The 18,786-nt window shown below is 64.6% G+C and carries 17 protein-coding genes; 6 read left to right on the top strand and 11 right to left on the bottom strand.

Annotated features, from left to right (window positions below; all coding sequences use genetic code 11):
• The first annotated feature begins 6 nt into the window (after positions 1-6).
• A complete protein-coding gene (locus K678_RS07510) occupies positions 7-2,970 on the top strand; it encodes a flagellin (RefSeq protein WP_021131860.1) in 2,964 nt (987 codons plus the stop codon).
• On the opposite strand, the gene K678_RS07505 is transcribed toward K678_RS07510, so the two are convergent.
• A complete protein-coding gene (locus K678_RS07505; RefSeq protein WP_021131859.1) occupies positions 2,954-3,598 on the bottom strand; it encodes an MlaC/ttg2D family ABC transporter substrate-binding protein in 645 nt (214 codons plus the stop codon). The two genes, K678_RS07510 and K678_RS07505, sit on opposite strands and share 17 nt — an antisense overlap.
• A gap of 287 nt (positions 3,599-3,885) precedes the next feature.
• Here K678_RS07505 and K678_RS17660 point away from each other — a divergent pair, with 287 nt between their 5' ends.
• The 3 genes from K678_RS17660 to K678_RS07490 all read left to right on the top strand — a co-directional run bounded on the left by K678_RS17660 (position 3,886) and on the right by K678_RS07490 (position 6,790).
• On the top strand, positions 3,886-4,746 hold the full coding sequence (locus K678_RS17660; protein ID WP_021131858.1) for a PDC sensor domain-containing protein: 861 nt from the start codon (positions 3,886-3,888) through the stop codon (positions 4,744-4,746).
• Between the two features lie 260 nt (positions 4,747-5,006).
• Positions 5,007-6,146 (top strand): diguanylate cyclase domain-containing protein, encoded by a 1,140-nt coding sequence (locus tag K678_RS07495; protein WP_021131857.1) that lies wholly within the window; start codon positions 5,007-5,009, stop codon positions 6,144-6,146.
• Complete coding sequence (locus tag K678_RS07490) at positions 6,143-6,790, top strand: DsbA family oxidoreductase (protein WP_021131856.1); 648 nt, start codon at positions 6,143-6,145, stop codon at positions 6,788-6,790. Before K678_RS07495 ends, K678_RS07490 begins: the two co-directional genes overlap by 4 nt.
• A gap of 44 nt (positions 6,791-6,834) precedes the next feature.
• Here the strand turns inward: K678_RS07490 and K678_RS18155 are convergent, their stop codons facing one another.
• The gene (locus K678_RS18155) at positions 6,835-7,260 is read right to left on the bottom strand and encodes a bacteriohemerythrin (protein ID WP_196802551.1); all 426 of its coding nucleotides are present in this window, start codon (positions 7,258-7,260) and stop codon (positions 6,835-6,837) included.
• Between the two features lie 245 nt (positions 7,261-7,505).
• On the opposite strand from K678_RS18155, the gene K678_RS07480 reads away from it, so the two are divergent.
• Together K678_RS07480 and sseA are read left to right on the top strand one after the other, a co-directional pair.
• Positions 7,506-8,525 (top strand): cysteine synthase A, encoded by a 1,020-nt coding sequence (locus K678_RS07480; RefSeq protein ID WP_021131854.1) that lies wholly within the window; start codon positions 7,506-7,508, stop codon positions 8,523-8,525.
• Positions 8,526-8,543: 18 nt separating this feature from the next.
• Positions 8,544-9,398, top strand: a complete 855-nt coding sequence (gene sseA / locus K678_RS07475) for a 3-mercaptopyruvate sulfurtransferase (protein ID WP_021131853.1) — start codon at positions 8,544-8,546, stop codon at positions 9,396-9,398.
• Between the two features lie 16 nt (positions 9,399-9,414).
• Here the strand turns inward: sseA and K678_RS07470 are convergent, their stop codons facing one another.
• The 9 genes from K678_RS07470 to K678_RS07425 all read right to left on the bottom strand — a co-directional run bounded on the left by K678_RS07470 (position 9,415) and on the right by K678_RS07425 (position 18,580).
• Complete coding sequence (locus K678_RS07470; protein ID WP_021131852.1) at positions 9,415-10,158, bottom strand: response regulator; 744 nt, start codon at positions 10,156-10,158, stop codon at positions 9,415-9,417.
• 134 nt (positions 10,159-10,292) lie between these two features.
• A complete protein-coding gene (locus K678_RS07465) occupies positions 10,293-10,907 on the bottom strand; it encodes a hypothetical protein (protein ID WP_021131851.1) in 615 nt (204 codons plus the stop codon).
• 9 nt (positions 10,908-10,916) lie between these two features.
• Positions 10,917-14,327, bottom strand: coding sequence for a tetratricopeptide repeat protein (locus K678_RS07460; protein WP_021131850.1), 3,411 nt, complete (start codon positions 14,325-14,327; stop codon positions 10,917-10,919).
• A gap of 6 nt (positions 14,328-14,333) precedes the next feature.
• Positions 14,334-14,981 (bottom strand): protein phosphatase CheZ, encoded by a 648-nt coding sequence (locus K678_RS07450; protein ID WP_021131849.1) that lies wholly within the window; start codon positions 14,979-14,981, stop codon positions 14,334-14,336.
• A gap of 20 nt (positions 14,982-15,001) precedes the next feature.
• The gene (locus K678_RS07445) at positions 15,002-15,370 is read right to left on the bottom strand and encodes a response regulator (RefSeq protein WP_021131848.1); all 369 of its coding nucleotides are present in this window, start codon (positions 15,368-15,370) and stop codon (positions 15,002-15,004) included.
• 137 nt (positions 15,371-15,507) lie between these two features.
• Positions 15,508-16,245, bottom strand: a complete 738-nt coding sequence (locus K678_RS07440; RefSeq protein WP_021131847.1) for a MotE family protein — start codon at positions 16,243-16,245, stop codon at positions 15,508-15,510.
• Between the two features lie 10 nt (positions 16,246-16,255).
• On the bottom strand, positions 16,256-16,789 hold the full coding sequence (locus tag K678_RS07435) for a DUF6468 domain-containing protein (protein WP_021131846.1): 534 nt from the start codon (positions 16,787-16,789) through the stop codon (positions 16,256-16,258).
• 6 nt (positions 16,790-16,795) lie between these two features.
• Positions 16,796-17,971, bottom strand: a complete 1,176-nt coding sequence (gene fliM, locus K678_RS07430) for a flagellar motor switch protein FliM (protein WP_021131845.1) — start codon at positions 17,969-17,971, stop codon at positions 16,796-16,798.
• 60 nt (positions 17,972-18,031) lie between these two features.
• A complete protein-coding gene (locus K678_RS07425; RefSeq protein WP_021131844.1) occupies positions 18,032-18,580 on the bottom strand; it encodes a flagellar basal body-associated FliL family protein in 549 nt (182 codons plus the stop codon).
• Between the last annotated feature and the right edge of the window lie 206 nt (positions 18,581-18,786).

Genomic DNA, 18,786 nt, shown 5'->3' with positions numbered 1-18,786 from the left:
TGAACCATGGATCGCATTTCGACCTACGGGGCCTCCCAGCTCTACATCTCCCGGATCATGCAGACCCAGGTGCGGATGCAGAAGGAGCAGCTGCAATCGACCACCGGCTATGTGACCGAGGATTATTCTGGCATTGCGCAGGATGCCCGCACCGCGATCAACCTGGAAAACTCGACCTCGCTGGCCGATGCCTTCATGGCCGCCAACGCCTCGGTCCAGGTCCGGCAGAACACCGCCAACACCGCGCTGACCGCCGCCCAGACCTCGATCAACACGCTGAAGAACCGGCTGATCTCGTTCGCGTCGGGGCAGATGAAGGACCAGACCGCCGTCCGCGACGTTCAGGATGTCGCGATGCGGACCCTGACCGAACTGCAATCGACGCTCAACACCTCGGTCGATGGCGAGTATCTGTTTTCCGGCGGGCGCAAGGACACGATGCCGGTCAATTTCCCCGTCTCCAAGCTGGCCGACTTCCAGAAGATGTTCGACGGGCTCATCACCACCTTTCCGACCCTGCGCGGGGCCGATCTGCTCGACACCCATCTGACCAATCGCGACACCGGAGCGGTCAGTTTCGACGCCAGCAGCGGCCTGATCATCCCCACCAATGCCGGAGCCTATGCCAAGGTCCCGTCAAGCTCCTATGTCACGATCACCGGCACCACCCAGGTCGTCGGCTCGTCTACCCTGACCAATGACGGCAACGTCACCATCAAGGGACACGCCCCCAGCAATTCCGGCCGCACCCCGCTGGTCGAGACCTCGAACGCCGGGTCGGGCGCCTTCATCACCCTCTCGAACGGCACCGTCGTCACCAATGCCACCACTGGCGCCTTGTCCTTCTCGTATGACAAAGACGGCCAGATGGTGGTCAGCCCCGCCACCGGCAATTCGCTGACGTCGATGGTGCCCGGCACCCGCTTTACCATCAGCGGCTCGAACGCGACGATCGCCTCCACCTCGGCCACCGACACCACCAAGCTGGTCGGCACCAATTTCTACACCTATAACAACAACGCGACCTCGGCCACCGGCCTCCAGATCAACCCCGGCGACGATCTGGTCCTGGTCAACAACGGCGCAACCTTTTCCTTCATCGCCACATCCACCTCGACGATGGCCGATGTGGTCAATTGGGTAAACGCCCAGGTCGATCCGAACGTCCCCGCCCCCTCTCCGTCGATCGCCAAGGCGACGGTCGATAATCAGGGACGGCTGACGATCAGCAATCTCAACGGCGCGGCCGGTTCACCGATCACCGTCCGGGGAGCCTTGTCGGGCGTGTTCGGGGTCAGCGGCACCGTCAATGTCGGGGCCGGGGCGGTGGGCACGGCGGGAACTCCGGTGGTGGGAACGCCGTTGATGACCGGCGTCGTCGCCCAGACGGCCACCTCGCTCGGCACCCCTCCGATCGCGGTGGGCGACACCCTGTCCGTTCAGGTTGGCGCAGGCGCGCCCGCGACACTGACCGTCACCGCCAACACGACCCTGACCGACATCGCCCAGTTCATCCAGCAGCAGGACCCCAGCACCCTCAACGCGAATGGCAGCCTGAACACTCTGGGAGCCCAGGTCAGCGTTTCCGGCAGCGCGATGACGGTGAAGAACAACAACGGCACCAGCAGCTATACGCTGGGCGGCAATGTCGCCGCCGCGCTGGGCCTGACCGGAACCATCGCCAATGGGGCGACCTCCACCGGCTCGGTCCAACCGGCGCTGAAGGGCAATTACGACGGGTCGTTCGTCGTCACCAACTTTGACACCGTCACCGGCAAGATGACGATTGCCAACGACACCACGCCCAGCCAGGCGGAAACCCTGAACGCCACCGCGGTCACGCTGAAGCGCGACACCGGGGCCGACGGCATCCCCGACACCCTGGTATCGACTGGGATGACCGGCGGTTCGGCAACCTTTACCCTGTCGGGCGACACCGTGACGATGACGCTGCCAACCGGCGGCACCGACCTCTCCACCGTTTACAGCGTCGGCCAGCCGGTCACCATCGGCGGCACCGACAATCACAACGGCACCTATGAGGTCAGCGGGGTCACCGCCAACACGATCAGCTACAAGATCAACACCGACATGCTGCGGGTCGGTCCGTTCCTGGCCCAAAGCGGCCGGACCGACATGACGATGAGCTTCCCCACCAAGGTCAAGCCGCAGGACGGCAAGGACACCTCGCCCGACGTCCCGGGCAAGATCGTCTCGGGCACCGCGACCCTGGACCGGACGGCGTTCGGCGGCCTCAGCTTCACCTCGTCGGGCAACATCGTCTCGTCGGTCAAGGGAGCGCTGCTCGATTCGAAGAGCATGCCCTATCCGCCGGTCGGCACTCTGATCACGCTGAAGGGCAGCTCGGAGGTCAATGCCGGGGTCTACGAGATCACCGGCAACGATGGCACCACCCTCAGTATCCGCTGCAAGACGCTGACCACCGAAACCGCGATGCCGCAGACGGAAATGTCGGCGCAATCCTGGTACAAGGGCGACACCCTGTCGCTGAACACCAGCATCAACCAGACCACGACGATCGACACCTCGCTGACGGCGTCGGATTCGGCGTTCGAGAAGGTGGTCCGCGCCTGCGGCATCATCGCCCAGGGAGCGTATGGCACCGCGGGCGGGCTCGACCAGCATCCCGAGCGGGTGGCTCAGGCGATCACCCTGCTGAGCGACGCGCTGTTACATTCGTCAACGACGACGATGCCGTTCGGCAAGGAAGAATCGAGCGACCTGGACGGCCTCCAGAAACGGGTCGGACTGAACCTTGCCGCGATTAAAAACAGCAACGCGGCGTTGACTCAGATGAAGTCGTTCTTCGTCAACCGGGTCTCGGATATCGAGCAGATCAGCTCGACCGAGGCCATCACCGCGTTGCTGGCCGACAGTCAGGCGCTTCAGACCTCGTATCAGGCCCTGGCCAAGATGCAGCAGATGTCGCTGATCAATTTCCTGAAGTAGGAGAGGCGTTGGCGATATTGTTGGCGTCGATCTTACGCTGGAGCGCCTCCATCAGCGGCTCGATCTTGCCGCCGGAGGCGCGCAGCACCGACCCGAAATCCTCGCGCATTGCCCGGATCAGGCTGACCCCGTCAGCGGAGAGATCGACGATCCCCGGCCGACCGTCCGGGGTGAAGGCGACTTCCCAGCCGACCGGCGTCGGCACCGAACCGGGAAGAGAACGGGTCACTTCGGCCGGAATCCGGACCCGGTTGCCCAAATCCTCGCCCGCACCGACCTGGAAGGTGATGCCGGATTCGGCATCGGTCAGCATGCCGACATAGCTCGACACCAGGAATTGCAGCAGACGTTCGGAAAACGCCGATTGTTCCTCGGGGGTCAGCTTGCCCCAGAAGCGGCCCAGAACCGCCGCCGACAGCAGGGACGGCTCGGTATGGCGGCGCAGCAATCCGTCAAGCAAACGGGTCCGCTCTTCCAGCGGATAAGTCCGACCGGACGCGAATGTGCCCACGCCTTCATTCAACGCAGATTGAACCAACGCCTGCGCCGCCGCGACGTCGGCGGCCCGGGCGCTTCCCGCGCCGACGGCCAGCATGGCCACAACAATCAGCGTGCGTAAGATTTTCATCGTTCATTCCCCGAACAAAATGATCCCCGTCGGCGGCGGGTCTACGGCAAAGGAGATACTCCACAAGGTGGCAATACGGCAAGCAGAGGTCGCGCCTTGGATCCGCATGAGAGGGCTGCATCGAGTCCGTCGCGATGCGTCCCCCTGTGGGACTGGCGCGGCCACGCCCGGACGGAGCGGGTTAGGCGGACAGACCAGAGCCAGATGACCCTCTTGCGAGAAGACGCATCTGCCTACATATTAATCTTTGTCAAATTATGATCAATTTGCAGGCGGATGGTGCAGCGATGTCGGACCATGACCCCACGATTGATCTGGTCGCGCCCGGTCACGGTGCCGACATCACTCCCCTTGCTCCACCGTCCGATCACCATGGCCACACCCAGACACTCGATGAACGTCTGCTGGGAATGCGCCTGTCCGGACTGGCGCTTGATATGGTTGATCTGCTTGATCGCACCCTGCACGACCGCAGCGGCGATATCCGGCGCTGGGCAGCCGAACCAGCCGTCCGCGCCTGCCTTAGCGGTCGCCCCACCTCCGCCACCGCCATCCGGGAGGTGGCGCGGATCATTGCCGACCGCGCGTTCTATCTCGATTTGTGGATCATCGACGCCCAGGGCCGGGTCGTCGCCACCGGGCGACCCGCTCGCTCTTCGACACGGATCGGTGTCGATGCCTCAGGCGAGCCCTGGTTTCGCGACGCACTCGGCCTTGGTCCCGGCGGATCGGTCATCTCCGACATCGCCGCCATCCCCGGCTGCGGAAACGCGGCGACACTGGCCTTTGCCGCTGCGATTGGCGGCTCCGACCCCACCGAACCGGCTCACGGGGTGATCGCCCTGTTCTTCGACTGGCATGGCCAGACCACCCCCTTGTTACACCACGCCCGTCAGCGCGGCGGCGGAGCGGGAGTCCGGTGCTTGTTGCTCAACCCCCGCCAGCAGGTGATGGCTGATACCGACGCAACAGGCCGCTGCGCTCATCCCGGTCCTGTTACCCCCGGCCTCGCCGCTTGCGGGTGGTACAAAGACGCCAATGACATCGTGATCGGTTATGCGCGATGTCCGAACCACCAGAACGGCGCAGGACAGGGCTGGATTGGCATCGTTGCGCGTCGTGCCACCAGAAACAGCCACATCCATTAATTCCAGGCGCGTGGACTTATCCTTTGGGTTGGGCTCAAAGCATATTATGCTGAACTGACAGTCAACCTGCGGGGCCGCACCGATATGAATCGCCTTGCCACCCTTCTTGTCGCCAATGCGGACCGGACCGCCCTGGCCCCGGTCCTGAGCAGACTGGAAGCGGCAGGGTATTTCCTGGCGGAAGGGGGGAACACCCCGTCGACCAGGCCCGGCGGCTTAACCCCGACCTGATTCTGGTCGGCGAAGCCGATGGTGACCCGGTGACCCTGGGCGCCGCTTTTCGCGCCAATCCCGAATGCGCCGACATCCCGGTCGTGCTGCTCGCTCAGTCGGCGACGACCGAACTGGCGTTGCGGGCGCTGGCGGCGGACCTGGACGAAGTGATCGATCCGAACGCCGACGATGCTGAATTGCTCGCCCGCCTAAGGCCGCTGATCCGGCTGGCGACGATGCATGCCGAACTGCGCCTGCGCGCCGCCGCCGCCGCAACGCAGAGCCTGATCGCCCCCGAGCGCTTTGTCGCCCCGTCCGATCCGGGCCGTCCCAGCGTGCTGGCGATCGGGGCCGAGTCCGCCACCGTCGCATCCTTGCTGTCCGACAACACCGAGATCACCGCCATTCCCGACCTGTACGAGGCGGAGCGGTTGTTGGAGCAGCGCAATTTCGACGCGGCGGTCCTGACCGCCTCGGGCGAGGCCGAACTGGCCTTCGCCTCCCAGGTCCGCCACAACCCCCGCCTGTTCAATCTGCCGATCGTGATGATCGCCGCCGATGAAACGGTGGCCGCCCGCGCCTATCGCCGGGGGGCAAGCCGGGTGCTGGACCGGCCGCTCGATCCCGGCCATCTCCGCGCCGCAGTCCTGACCCTGGTCCGCCGCCAGAAGGTGCGGTGGGGCATCCGCGGTATCCTGGGCCAAAGCCTGGGCGAGGCGACCGCCGACCCGCTGACCGGAACCTATGGCCGGGCTTTTCTCGAATCCTATCTGGGGGCGAGGCTGGACGTCGCCCGCGCCCAGGACCGCCCGCTGGCGGTGGTGTTCTTCTCGATCCCCAATATCGAGGGGGTGCGCAAGCATTTCGGCGAGGAGGCGGCCACCCACCTGACCCGCCAACTTGGCCAATGGATCACCCGTCTGGTCCGGGCCGAGGACCCGACGGCCCTGTTCGGGTCCAACCGCTTCTGCGTGGTGCTGCCCGACACCCCCCTGGCCGAGGCCGAAGTGGTGATGCACCGGATCGCCGGGGTCCTGTCGAACACCGATTTTGCCGTTCCCGACGTCTATCAGCCGGTGCGGATCTGGGTTCAGGTCGGCTGTACCGACGCCCGGCCCGAGGACGATTGCCTCAGCTTGTTTACCCGTGCCGGGGCCGCACTGGACGAGGAACTACAGGTGCCATGAGGATCGAGTACGTTTTCGACACGGTCTGCCCCTGGTGCTATGTCGGGAAACGTCGACTCGAACGCGCCCTGGCCGAACGCGCCGACAGCCGGGTCACGATCCAGTGGCGGCCGTTCCTGCTCAATCCCGACCTGCCGCCCGATGGGGTTGACCGCCGTTCGTATCTCGACCGCAAGTTCGGCGGCCCCGCCCGGGCGCAGCGGGTTCATGCCGCCGTCGCCACCGCTGGCGAGGTCGAAGGGATCGTCTTTGCCTTCGACCGGATCGGACGGACTCCCAACACGCTCGATTCGCACCGTCTGATCCGCTATGCCGGGTCGATCGGACGCGAGGCCGAAGCGGTCGAAGCCATCTATGCCGCTTATTTCAGTCAGGGGCTGGATATCGGCGATATCAGAATCCTGGCCGAAATCGGGGCCCGGGTTGGACTGAATCGCAAGATGCTGTTCGAATACCTCGCCTCAGAAGCCGACAAGGCGGCGGTACTGTCCGACAATGCCCGCGCCCACCGCCTGGGGGTCAACGGCGTTCCCTGCCTGATCCTTGATGGGCAATATGCCCTGGCCGGAGCGCAGGAGCCCGACATCCTGCTGCGGCTGATCGACATCGTCCGCGAAGCCGAAGCCGAAGCGGCTTTCAGCTAAATTTTGTTTTTATACCAACCGGCCAAATCGAGGTTTGGCCGGTATTACTCCACTTCGTGGAGATAGTCGCGGTAGCCCAGGTCGATCTCGATGATGTGCTCGACCATCGCCTGGACGAAATGACGCAACGACAGCCCGACGAACGACACGTCACGGGGAATCACCACCGCACCGCGAATATGCCGGGCCATATGGCACAAAACCCGATGTTCGATTTTGTGCGCCGGCGTGTGGGGATAGCTGGTCAGCGCGAAAAATCGTTCTTCGGCGGCGAAATGGCGTTCAAGCATCCCCAGCAGGCGATCGATCGCTTCCAGCACGGCGGGGGCATCCCCCCGATCAACGAAACCGGCAACAAGGATGATCTGATCAAAAATTTCTTCATGTTCACGGTCAATCTGGGCATCACCTACCGAAATTGATCTATTCCATTTAGGATAAAGATGCGCCGTGACAGATGAATCCGCCAACCCTTGCTCCCATTCCGACCGACTAGATTTGTCTACGACAATATAAACACCTCCGACACTGCTGGACTAGCTGCTTTATCCTTTCCAGAAAAATTCCATTTTGGTACCGCCCAATGATGGGAAAACTTTCTGCGGCCCGTGGCGATCGCGGCGAAAGCCGGTTTTATCGTTACCGCTGACGCTTGAACCAACGCGCCACGAAAGCTACAGTGAAGAATGCGTAAAACTCAGGAATTCACATAATCATGACGGAAATTCGTGACGGACTGGCCGGGGCCATCGGCGAGACTCCGCTGATCCGGCTGCGGCGGGCCTCCGAGGCGACCGGCTGCGACATCCTGGCCAAGGCCGAATTCCTCAATCCCGGCGGCTCGATCAAGGACCGCGCCGCGCTTGGCATCATCCGCGATGCCGAAAAGCGCGGCTGGCTGAAGCCGGGCGGCACCATCGTCGAAGGCACCGCCGGCAACACCGGAATCGGGCTGGCTTTGATCGGGCGGGCCTTGGGCTATCGCACCCTGATCGTGATGCCCGAGACCCAGAGCCAGGAAAAGCGCGACATGCTGCGGCTGGCCGGGGCCGAGTTAAAGCTGGTTCCGGCCCTGCCCTACCTCAATCCGGGCAATTACGTCCGGGTGTCGGAGCGGTTGGCCGGGGAACTGGCCGCGACCGAGCCGAACGGCGCGATCTGGGCCAACCAGTTCGACAATACCGCTAACCGCGAGGCGCACCGCACCACCACCGGCCAGGAAATCTGGCGCCAGACCGGCGGGCGGGTCGATGCCTTCACCTGCGCGGTCGGCACCGGCGGCACCCTGGCCGGGGTCGGGCTGGCCTTGAAGGCGCACCGGCCCGAGGTCAAGATCGTGCTGGCAGACCCGATGGGATCGGCGCTGTACGAATATTACGCCCACGGCCATCTTCGTTCCGAAGGCAGCTCGATCACCGAAGGAATCGGCCAGGGCCGTATCACCCGCAATCTCGATAACGCGCCGATCGACGATCAGCTTCAGATCGGCGATGCCGAGGCGCTCGACGCCGTGTTTGATCTGGCCGAACACGAAGGTCTGCTGGTCGGCGGCTCGTCCGGCATCAATGTCGCGGCGGCGATCCGTATTGCCCGCAAGATGGGACCGGGCCACACGATAGTGACAGTGCTGTGCGATCATGGTACCCGTTATCAGAGCAAGCTGTTCAACCCGGCCTTCCTGCGTGAACGCGGTCTGCGTGTCCCCGCCTGGCTGGAGCGAACCCCGATCGAGTGACATGGGGAGACCGTGACGATGAGCATCGCCAACCCGGACGCCCTGGTCAGCACCGACTGGCTGGCCGATCACCTTTCCGCCCCCGATGTTCGGGTTGTCGATGCCAGTTGGTTCCTTCCCAAGCAGAACCGCAACGCACGCGAGGAATACGAGGCCGGGCACATTCCGGGCGCGGTGTTCTTCGATATCGACGACATCGCCGACACCGAGTCCGGCCTGCCCCACATGCTGCCCCCGCCGGAAAAGTTTTCGAGCAAGGTGCGCAAGCTTGGCCTGGGCAACGGCAACCGGATCGTTGTGTACGATTCGAACAACTACGCCGCCTCGGCGCGGGTGTGGTGGATGTTCCGCACCTTTGGCCACACCGATATCTCGGTGCTGGATGGCGGCCTGCCGAAATGGCTGCGCGAGGGACGGCCGGTCGAGGATTTGCCGCCGGTGCCGCGCACCCGCCACTTCGTCGCCCGCTTCAACCGGCTGCTGTTGCGCGATTACGACCATGTTCTGGCCAATGTCGAAAGCCAGCACGAGCAATTGATCGACGCCCGCCCCGCCCCCCGCTTCCGGGGCGAGGTGCCCGAACCGCGCCCCTGTCCGCTTCAGGGCCATATCCCCGGCGCTGTCAACATCCCGTCGTCCGAATTGATTGACGAGGCGGCGCACACCCTGCTGGCGCCCGACGCCCTGCGCGCCCGTTTCGACGCTGCCGGGATCGATCCCAAACGGCCGACCGTCGTCGGCTGTGGCTCGGGCGTCACCGCCTGTATCGTCGCCCTGGGGCTGCACCTGATCGGGGCGAACGAAGTCGCCGTCTATGACGGATCATGGGCGGAATGGGGCAATCGCGAGGGATCGCCGGTGGTAAAGGGATAGGGGGCTCCTCGTCCCCCTATGCCCCCTCGCCCAGGGCCTGCATCAGAGCCTCCAGGGATCGCGGCCACAGCCCGGACACCGCCGTGATCCGCTCGGCCGCAAGGGTGTGATTCTGCGCCCGGGCCGCCGATTCGATCTCGCGGCACAGCGCCGACAGCGGGTGGAGATGCAGGCTGGCGGCGGCTCCGGCCATCCGGTGCGCCACCGCCCCGGCTTCGGCCAACTTTCCCTGCCCCAGCAGAACCGGCAACTGGGCCAGATCGCCGCCGGACGAGCGGCGGAACAACTCGGCCAGCCCGACCATCCGCTCTCGCCCTAACGCCGCCAGATCGAGCGCCAGATCGGACGCCGCCACCAGCGCCGGGCCGGACTCGGCGGCGGGAACAGCGGCGGGCTTGGTCAGAAAAGCGGCGAGGTGATCGGGACGAAATGGCTTGACCAGACAGCCAAGAATTCCGGCGCGACGCCAGCGCGGTTCGTCTTCGGCGACCAGGGTCGCGGTCAACAGAATGATCGGCACCGCCCCGGCCGGACCGGGAAGCGCGCGGATCGCCTCGGCGGCCTCGATCCCGTCCATTCCCGGCATGCACATGTCGAGCAGAACCAGATCGAAGGGACCGCCATCGCGGACGGCGATAATCGCGGCGAGACCGTCCTCGGCCGTCGCGACGCGGTGACCGCTGTGTTGCAACAGATCGGCGGCGACGGTCCGGTTGACCTCGTTGTCGTCAACGACAAGGATGCGAGATCGCGCGGTCATCGTGACGGGCCCGTACCGGTCCCGATCAGAACAGCATCACGACAAGCGGTCTGCCTCAACGCCGCCTCCCCCGCACGCTTCACGTCAGAAGAGGGTCGCGCAAAACCCGTATTGCTGCAAGCGGAACCGGACGATCAGCGTGACGTCGGCAGCGGCCCCAGGCTCTGCATCCAGCGCTCGGCCGCCACTGCGGGCGGATCGCGGAATCCGGCGGCGGCGAGTCTGGACAATCCCGGCGAGGCAAGGAATTGTTCAACCGGACGCTTCAGGCATTGGGCATAGGCCGGTGCCAGCGTGCTTTGGTAATCGCCGCTGCCGACATCATAGCGATTGCCGAAGGTGCCGATGGGAAAGCCATCAGCGGTAAACACGTCGAGGCCGCAGCCGACCTGAAGCCGCGAATTCGGCTTCGACCACAGCCCCTGACCATAGAGGCGGACGACGATCTGGGGCCGGATCGAAGGATCGTTGATCTCGACCCGGGCAAACGCCTTCGACAGCATCACCCGCGCCGCCTCTGCCAGCGCGGTACCGTCCTTGATCGTTCCTTCCTCGGTCTGAAGCCGGGTGGCCTGGACCATCAGCTTGCGGTCGAGATCGGCCTGACCGGCGAACACCATCACCCGCGCCGCCAACGGGGGCGACACCCCCGGCACCGGGTCAAGCCGGACCGCTTCGGGCGGCGGCAGGGTGGCCCCGCAACCGGACAGCAGCAGGACCAAGGCGACGAGGCCAGCATATCGGGACATCGTTCCCCCCTAATTCATCGAGGACAGGCCCTCGGCCTTCACCCGGTTTTTCCAATCGCCCATGAAGGTCTGGAATTCCTCGACCTGCTTCACCTTGTCGCCGATACGGCGGTAATCGGCAATACCGCGTTCGGGCTCGCTGGTCAGCAGGTCGAACGCCTCGCGCAGGTCGGTCTTGGACATCAGGTCGCCATAGGTCCGGCGCAATCGGGCCAGACCCCGTTCGTCATGGCCCAGCGTCATCGCAGTGGCAGTATCCAGCACCCGGCGCGCCATCTTAGGATCGAGCGGACGATTGCCCAGCGGCTTTTCGATCGTGCTTTCCATCGCCGCGACCGCCTCGGGCCATTTCTTCAGACGCCAATTGATCTCGCCGCGCAGACGGCGGGCCTCTTCGCTCTGATCGTTGATGATGAGGGCCAGCGCCTCGGCCGAGCGGCCCAGATCGTCCAGGGCCTGAACCCGCAGATAGCGACGCTGCGCGGCCAAATCGGTGGGGATATCGGGCATCTCGCTGAGATCGAGCGCCTCAAGCGCCAGACCGGGCTTGCGGTCGGATAGGGTGAGGAAGGCCAGCCGCGTCCCCACCCGGGCCTTGTCCAGCCCGGACAGGCGGAATTCGACCTGATGGCGCAACAGATCGCTCGCCCGCTCCAGCAAATCGACCGAAGCCAGACGGTCGGCCAGACGGCGGATCATCTCGTCGCCCTTGGCACCGGGCGGAGTCAGTTCCTGGAACTCGTCATACAGCCCGATCGCGGTGACAGGAGGCAGCTTGTCGGCCTCGCCGTCGAGGAACAAGCGGGCGAACGCCTCGCTCATCATCTCCATCACCTTGGGAATGTCGGGGTGATCGGGATAATTGGCGGCAAGCAGATGCATACTGCGCAGCCCCTCGCCATAGCGCTTGGCATCGACCTGAAGCTGGCTGATCCGCTTCATCAACTGGAATTCGAAATCCTCGCCGCGCCAGGCAAAGCGCATCTTTTCCAGTTCGCCGATCGCCTCAAGCGGGGTGATCTTACCCAGCTTCAGCATCAGCTCGACCCGGTCGCGGGTGGCATAGGCGCGGTCGGGGCGACTGTCGCTGGCCTCGGCATCGCGGAACCGAGAGATCGCCTGTTCATATTGCTTGCCCGCGATCGAGGCCAAACCGCCCAGATAGGACAGCCGCCCGACATCGCGACGCTGCAAGCCCGGCCCCATCATCGCATCGATGATCCGGTTGGCACCGCGCCCATCGCCCGCCCCGGCGACGGTACGGGCCGCAACCTCGCCCAGTTCCATCCGCAGCGTGCGCGGCCAGCCCTTGATCTCCTCAGGCGCAAGCCGCAACGTCAACGCCTGACGCGCCGGGTCGGGCTGAGAGCGGGCATTCGCCGCCGCCAGGAACAACTGGACCCGGGGATCATCCTTCAACGCGGGCATCGACAGATCGGCAATCGCCTCGGCATCGTGACGGGCCAGGAAATTGGCGGCACCGCGCGCGGCCCGGAAGGCCGGGGTTTCGACCATCGCCGGATCGGCGGCGGCGAGCAGACGTAACTCGCCCAACGCTTCGGGAGCAAAGCCGTTGGCGAGGTAATGACGGGCGATCTCCAGCCGCTGAATATTGCGGTCGTTGGGGCGCAGCATCGCCATCCGCTGCAACAGCTTGCGCCGGTCGGCTACGAAGCCGTCATTGCCGCCCCGCATCCATTTGGTGATATCGAGCGGCCCGGTCACCTGAGGCGCGTCGGCATCGACCACCGAAGTCTCGGCCCCCGTGGTCTCGGGCGCAGGCGGCGGCGGGGTCAGATACAGCCCCCCCGGCATTGCCACCTCGACCTGGGACTTCGACGGATCAAGCCGCACCCCATCGGCATGGGGCACCGCCGCGACGCCCTGGGCGGTGGTCAGCAATTCGACGCCGGGATAGTCGCGCCCGGCGCGGACCCCCACCCCGATCGTCGGCACCGTCACCACCTGGATGGTGTCGCCCACCTCGGGATCGCGCAGCAACATCGGTTGCGAGCCGTCGGCGGCGGCGATCACCAGCCGACCGCGATCCTGGAAATCCATCTGTGCCGACACGGCGGCGGCGGATTTGGGCAGCAGCGGCTGTTCATGGATGTCGAGCACCCACAATTGGCCTTCCTTACGGACCGAGGGATTAAAGCCCGGCAGGGTCAGCATCCGGACCGCCGTCCCCTTCCCGCCCGAAATCTGCTCGACATGCAAGACGACGTCGCCGCCGGTGCGCTTCAACAACTTGGTGTCGATCTCGGCCTTCAGGTCGAACACCGCCCACAGCCACCCGGCGCGGCGGAATACGGCGGCCCCGGTCGGCTTGTCGAACGAGAAGCCCAGGCTGACCATCTTGCCCACCGGAGCCGAGGGTGCCGGGGCGGTCGAATCGTCAAGACTGGCCAGCGGGGCCGGTGTCGCCGGACCGGCCGGGGTCAGCGGCTTCAATGCCGGGGGCTGATCGGCGCTGCCCGGCGCGGGAGCCAGCGGCGGCGGTGGCGCGCCATTGACACGCGGCGGCGGCGGGGCTCCGGCGGCGCGGACGAGATCGAGCGCGACGCGGGGACCGCTGGCGAAATGGCGGACCCGCATTCCCGGCGGCAACGACAGCACGACGGCGGTTCCCTTGCCCGCCGGACGGGCTTCGAGAAAACCGACATCGGGCGGCAGCGCGGCCCGGAGCGAGGTGACGTTGAGGTTCGCGGGACGGTCAAAGGCAACCGTCACCTTGTCCCCCGCCTCTTCGACGGTATAGCCAACCGTCTTGGGCCAATCGAACACCAGCCGGTTAAAGCCGGTATGTTCGCCGCCGCGCACCATCAATTCGGTGGCGGGAGCAGCGGGCGCAGCGGGAGCCGTCGAGGCCGCTGGGGTCGGAGCAGCCGGAGCCGGAGCCGGAGTGGACGGCGCGGTGGCGGCAGGCGGTGCCACCGTCGCGGTGGCCGCGACCGGACGGGCGGCTGGCGGCGTTGGCGCAGCAGGCGGAATCGGTGCCGGGGATGGCGGCGACTTGTCCGGGCTGAGGTCGATCACCACCGCATTCCCGCTGCGCAGCGTCTTGATCTGCACCGGCCCGGTCAGGGGGAACGTCGCGGTGGTGCGGTCGGCGCTGAGGGAGGCCCCCTTCAGATAGCGCGACAGCGGCTTGACCACCGCCTTGGGATCGCCGGCAATCGGCTTGTCGAAATGGACCACCAGCTGACCATCGACCTGTTCGGCGGTGAACCCGACCGGACCCTCCCAATCGAACACCATCCGGCCATACCCATCATGGTCGGCGGCGCGGGGTGAGGACGCCCCCCGAGCCTGGGCCAGGGCAAGCGTCGGCAATGCCGCCGCCAACACAAGCGCCAGCACCCCCCACCGCATCCGGAACAACCGCTGGGTCAGGTTCGATCGGGGCGAATCCGCCATGAGCGGTTAGTCGAAACTGGCCAGCAGCGCGTCGATATCGGCCTGATTGGCGGCGGCGGCGGGGAGCTGCGGGCCGTTGAGGAGATCCTGATCGCTGGGCGGCGTCTCGGGCTTGTCCTTGGCGGCACCTTCTTTTTCGTATTCGGCACCGAACATCTTCACCAGCCCCTCGACCCGGTCCTCGATATCCTTCAGCGCCTTGACCACCTTGGTGATCCGCTGGCCGGTAATATCCTGGAACGTGCAGGCCTCGTAAATCCGGGTGGTGATTTCCGCCAATTTATCGGCGGCTTCGGACTCCAGAGAGGATGTCACCGATTCAAGGCTTTCGGCGGCATCCATGATCTCGTTGGTTGCGGCCTCGGTCGCGCCCACGATGGCGTCGAGTTCGTCGGTGGCGGACGCGATGAAGCGGTGCTTGATATCGCCGGGGCGAAGCGCGGCGATTTCCTCGCGCGCGGCATGGATGTACTGGGCCAGAGACTCGACCTCACGATACAGGCGGAGGTCTCCGGCACTGATGTCTCCAGCGATGGAATCGAGCAGAGAGCGAACGACCTCGCCGATCTGATCGACATGGACAGTGTCGCCGTGTTCACGGCGGATCACTTCGAGTCGCAACTCAAGGTCGCGGTCAACGCCCTTGCCTGACATGACGCGACCTCCCACTATCGTCAGAAATCACCCAGAACGCTGGTCATCTTGTTCTTCAACGTCTCAGCGTTGAACGGCTTGACGATGTAGTTGGAGACACCGGCTTCCTTCGCGGCGATAACGTTTTCCGACTTGGATTCAGCGGTAACCATGATGAAGGGGACCGGCTTCAGCTTGGGATCGGCACGGACTTCACGCAAAAGCTGAAGACCGGTCATCGGCTCCATGTTCCAGTCGGAAATGACCAGACCATAAGTCCCAACCCGGAGCATCTGGAGCGCCATGGCGCCATCGGTGGCTTCATCGACATTGTTGAACCCGAGCTGCTTGAGCAGGTTCCGGATGATCCGCAACATCGTCTTGTAATCGTCCACGATCAGGACGTTCATATTCTTATCGACAGCCGTCCATCCGCTCCTTCGAGACACACTCGCCAGAAACCGAGCAATCGGCACATTAACGAATACACTTAGTTAAGATAGGCCTACACACCTGCGCAAGCCATTTTTGCGCACATCCGGTTCACTCACCCGCCCGAAGCGCCCTTCGGTGTCGGCATCTGACGACGTTGCGCCAGTTCCGCCGTCACACCCTTGGCCTTCATCGGATCCATCTCGGCCATGATTGGAGCGACCTTCTGTTCCTTCATCCGCTCGACGACTTCGAGCAGGATGCTCATATCGAGCTGCTCGAAAATCTTGGCGGCTTCCTTGGGCTTCATATTCTCATATATTTTGACCAGAGACCGCATCTTGTTGTCTTCCTGGTCATTATATTGCCGCAACAACCCCTCGATCGTGCTCTGAAGGGTCTTCATTTCGGCAACCTTGCGGTCGATCTGGCTTTCGGCGGCGCGCAACATCTCCTCGCGCCGCTCGACATCGCGTTCGCGCGCGTCGATCACGGCGCGACGTTCGCGCAGCTTTTCCAGCACATCCATCTCGGTCTGGGTCCGCCCCTCGGCGGCGGCATCGCCCCCGGCGGCGGGAGCCGGTGCCGGGGCTGACGCCGGTGCCGAGGCCGGAGTGGCGGCGGGTGCAGCGGGCTTGGCCGGCTGCTGCGCCTGCAATTCAGCCACCGACACCGCGCCCAGCCCCAACCCGGTCAGCCCCATGAACAGATCGGTGACCCGCACCGACAGCATCAGGACGCCAAAGAAGATCAGCACGGGCAGAACCCGAACGATCGGAGCGCGTCCACCACCGGCATCGGCGTAGGGAGCGGAGCGCCGCGCCGTGGCCTTCGAGTTGGGTTTCACTGCCATGGCGCTGTTTTCACCTCATCGCCTGAAGCGCGCGCAACAATTCGCGCTCGGCTTCCGACCGATCATCATCAAGCCCGTATTCCGCCGCGGCCGAAGCCTGGGCCACCGCCGCCTGCTGCGCCGACCGTCCCGGCGCGGGGCGTCCCGACGCCAAAGCCGGACCCGAAGCCGGGGCCACGGGGGCGGACACCGCCTCGGCACCGCCGCGCGCCGGTCCTTCGACCCGCGCCGACCGCACCGCGTTTTCCAACCGATTGGCCATCGTATCGGCCCGTTCGATCATGAAGGCGAGGTCGTCGCGCAGGGATTGCGCCTTTTCCACCCGCTCCTGCAGCGAATGGCCTGCTTCGTCAGCTGCTTTGCGCAACTTGGGGATTGAGGATTCCGCGCGCAAGGTGGCTTCGTTGAAGCCGACAATGGTTCGGGCCAGATCGTCGCGATTTTTCCGCAACGCCGCCAGCCGGGCATTCAGCCGGGTGGCATAGGCGATGGTGGCGACCATCAGCACCGAGACGACGATATCGAGAAGTACTTTCCAGTCCACGTCCCGTTACCCCTTGTCACGCCGGCTGGTTTCATCGACCCGGATCGCGATGTGCTGGCCCTTGCGTCCCATCCGTCCCCGGAACATCCCGACCTGGCCGCACCGCATCTCGACCTGCGAGTCCGGCGTGGCGTTCAGCATGTGCTTCGAGCCGGGCTTCCAGGCCAGGACGTCGCGCAAATTCATCACCTGCTGGTCCAGCACCGCCTCCAGCTCGACCTCGGTCATCCACAATTCTTCGGCCAAGTGGGTTTCCCAGATCGAGTCACGGCCGAACTTTTCGCCCATGAACATCTGGAGCAGCAGCTCTCGGACCGGCTCCAGCGTCGCATAGGGCAGCAGCAATTCGAGACGGCCGCCACGATCTTCCATGTCGATGCGCAGCTTGGCGACGATCGCTGCGTTGCTGGGCCGCGAGATGGTGGCAAAGCGGGGGTTGGTCTCCAGCCGGTCGAAGCGGAACGTCACCGGGGACAGCGGATCGAACGCCGCCGACAAGTCCGACAGCACGACATGGACCATCCGTTCGACCAGATTGCGTTCGATCGTGGTGTAGGGGCGGCCTTCAATACGCATCGCGGCGGTGCCGCGTCGTCCGCCCAGCAACACGTCGACGATCGAGTAGATCAGCGAGGAATCGACGGTCAGCAGGCCAAAATTGTCCCATTCCTCGGCCTTGAACACCGCCAGCATCGCCGGCAGCGGGATCGAGTTCAGATAATCGCCAAAGCGCAGCGACAAGATGTTGTCGAGTGAGACTTCGACGTTATCCGAAGTGAAATTACGCATCGAGGTCGACATCATACGGACCAGCCGGTCGAAGACGACTTCGAGCATCGGCAGGCGTTCGTAGGAGACCAGGGCGCTGTTCAGGATCGCCTGGATGCCCGACTTGTCGCCGCCCCCGGCGCCATCCTCGTCAAAGCCCAGCAGCGAGTCGATTTCGTCCTGGTTCAGCACGCGGGTGGCGTCGCGGGCCACGGCGGCGGTGGCTTCGCCCTCACCCGCCCCGGCGCCAAGCATCGCCTCCCACTCGTCGGCCATCGCGTCGCCGCCGCCACCACCGCCTTCGGACGTGGCGGAACCGCCCGCATCCTCCTCGGCCATGGCGGCCCATTCCTTCATCAGGGCCTCTTCTTCTTCGGCGCTGCGGCCCTGGCCGCCTTCATCCTGATTTGTCATGTGAGGAATATCCCGCCGACCGCTCGTGGACCCGATTTCCGCCGGATGCCCGGCAGCCGATTACTGAACCAGCATTTCCTTGAACAGGACATCGCTGACCTTGACCGGCTTGACCGCGGCATTGACCCGGGTCAGCAATTCCTCGCGCAGCAGGTTCATCCCCGACGCGCCCTGAAGGTCCTCGATCCGCAATTCCCGCAGGTAGACCTGAAAATAATCGACGATGCGCGGCATCATCTGCTCAACCCTGGGTTGATCGGCGACAGATTCCAGTTCCAGCGCGACCCGCAGCTTCAAGAACGCCTGCTTGCGGCCCGAAGTCTGGAGATTGACCAGCATCTCGGGCAGATCCATGAAGGCGGCGGCCTGCACCGCCTTGGCGACCGGCGGCGGTGGCGCGGAGGATTCGGCCACCGGCTCCTCCTTGTGGCCGCCCAGCAGCTTGTCGAGAAGACCCGAGAAATAGACCCCGGCCCCGCCGCCAACCAGCAGCAGGATCGGCAGGACGATCAGCAGGATCTTCTTGAGCCCGCCCTTGCTTTGAGATGAGTCCGCACCACCTTCGGCGCCGTCATTGTCGTCGAAATCTTCTTCCAGATCTTCGGTCATAGCTCTCTTCCGACGCCGGCAGAACGGGGCTTGCGGGAAATCGCCTTCGCGTGCTCGTGACGAAAGGCTAGCCCCACGGCGGTTAAGATAAGGTTGCGGACCCCGCGTAAAGACGCGAGCGGTGCCACGATAGCAATCGTCGGGGTGGCCCGGCAATAACTGCCCGGCAAGCCCTGCCCCGATCCTGGTGATTTTATAGAGTTTTC

Source organism: Magnetospirillum fulvum MGU-K5 (assembly GCF_000442515.1).
Lineage (GTDB): Bacteria > Pseudomonadota > Alphaproteobacteria > Rhodospirillales > Magnetospirillaceae > Phaeospirillum > Phaeospirillum fulvum_B.
Note: the sequence above shows the minus strand (reverse complement) of the source record. Positions and strands in the feature narration are given on the sequence as shown.

Bases quoted from the DNA above. Each gene is read 5' to 3' on its own strand.
- sseA (WP_021131853.1), top strand. From the start codon at position 8,544: ATGAGCATCGCCAACCCGGACGCCCTGGTCAGCACCGACTGGCTGGCC.
- K678_RS07460 (WP_021131850.1), bottom strand. From the start codon at position 14,327: ATGGCGGATTCGCCCCGATCGAACCTGACCCAGCGGTTGTTCCGGATG.
- K678_RS07450 (WP_021131849.1), bottom strand. From the start codon at position 14,981: ATGTCAGGCAAGGGCGTTGACCGCGACCTTGAGTTGCGACTCGAAGTG.
- K678_RS07510 (WP_021131860.1), top strand. From the start codon at position 7: ATGGATCGCATTTCGACCTACGGGGCCTCCCAGCTCTACATCTCCCGG.
- K678_RS07490 (WP_021131856.1), top strand. From the start codon at position 6,143: ATGAGGATCGAGTACGTTTTCGACACGGTCTGCCCCTGGTGCTATGTC.
- K678_RS07480 (WP_021131854.1), top strand. From the start codon at position 7,506: ATGACGGAAATTCGTGACGGACTGGCCGGGGCCATCGGCGAGACTCCG.
- fliM (WP_021131845.1), bottom strand. From the start codon at position 17,971: ATGACAAATCAGGATGAAGGCGGCCAGGGCCGCAGCGCCGAAGAAGAA.
- K678_RS07470 (WP_021131852.1), bottom strand. From the start codon at position 10,158: ATGACCGCGCGATCTCGCATCCTTGTCGTTGACGACAACGAGGTCAAC.
- K678_RS07505 (WP_021131859.1), bottom strand. From the start codon at position 3,598: ATGAAAATCTTACGCACGCTGATTGTTGTGGCCATGCTGGCCGTCGGC.
- K678_RS07440 (WP_021131847.1), bottom strand. From the start codon at position 16,245: ATGGCAGTGAAACCCAACTCGAAGGCCACGGCGCGGCGCTCCGCTCCC.
- K678_RS07465 (WP_021131851.1), bottom strand. From the start codon at position 10,907: ATGTCCCGATATGCTGGCCTCGTCGCCTTGGTCCTGCTGCTGTCCGGT.
- K678_RS07425 (WP_021131844.1), bottom strand. From the start codon at position 18,580: ATGACCGAAGATCTGGAAGAAGATTTCGACGACAATGACGGCGCCGAA.
- K678_RS17660 (WP_021131858.1), top strand. From the start codon at position 3,886: ATGTCGGACCATGACCCCACGATTGATCTGGTCGCGCCCGGTCACGGT.
- K678_RS07445 (WP_021131848.1), bottom strand. From the start codon at position 15,370: ATGAACGTCCTGATCGTGGACGATTACAAGACGATGTTGCGGATCATC.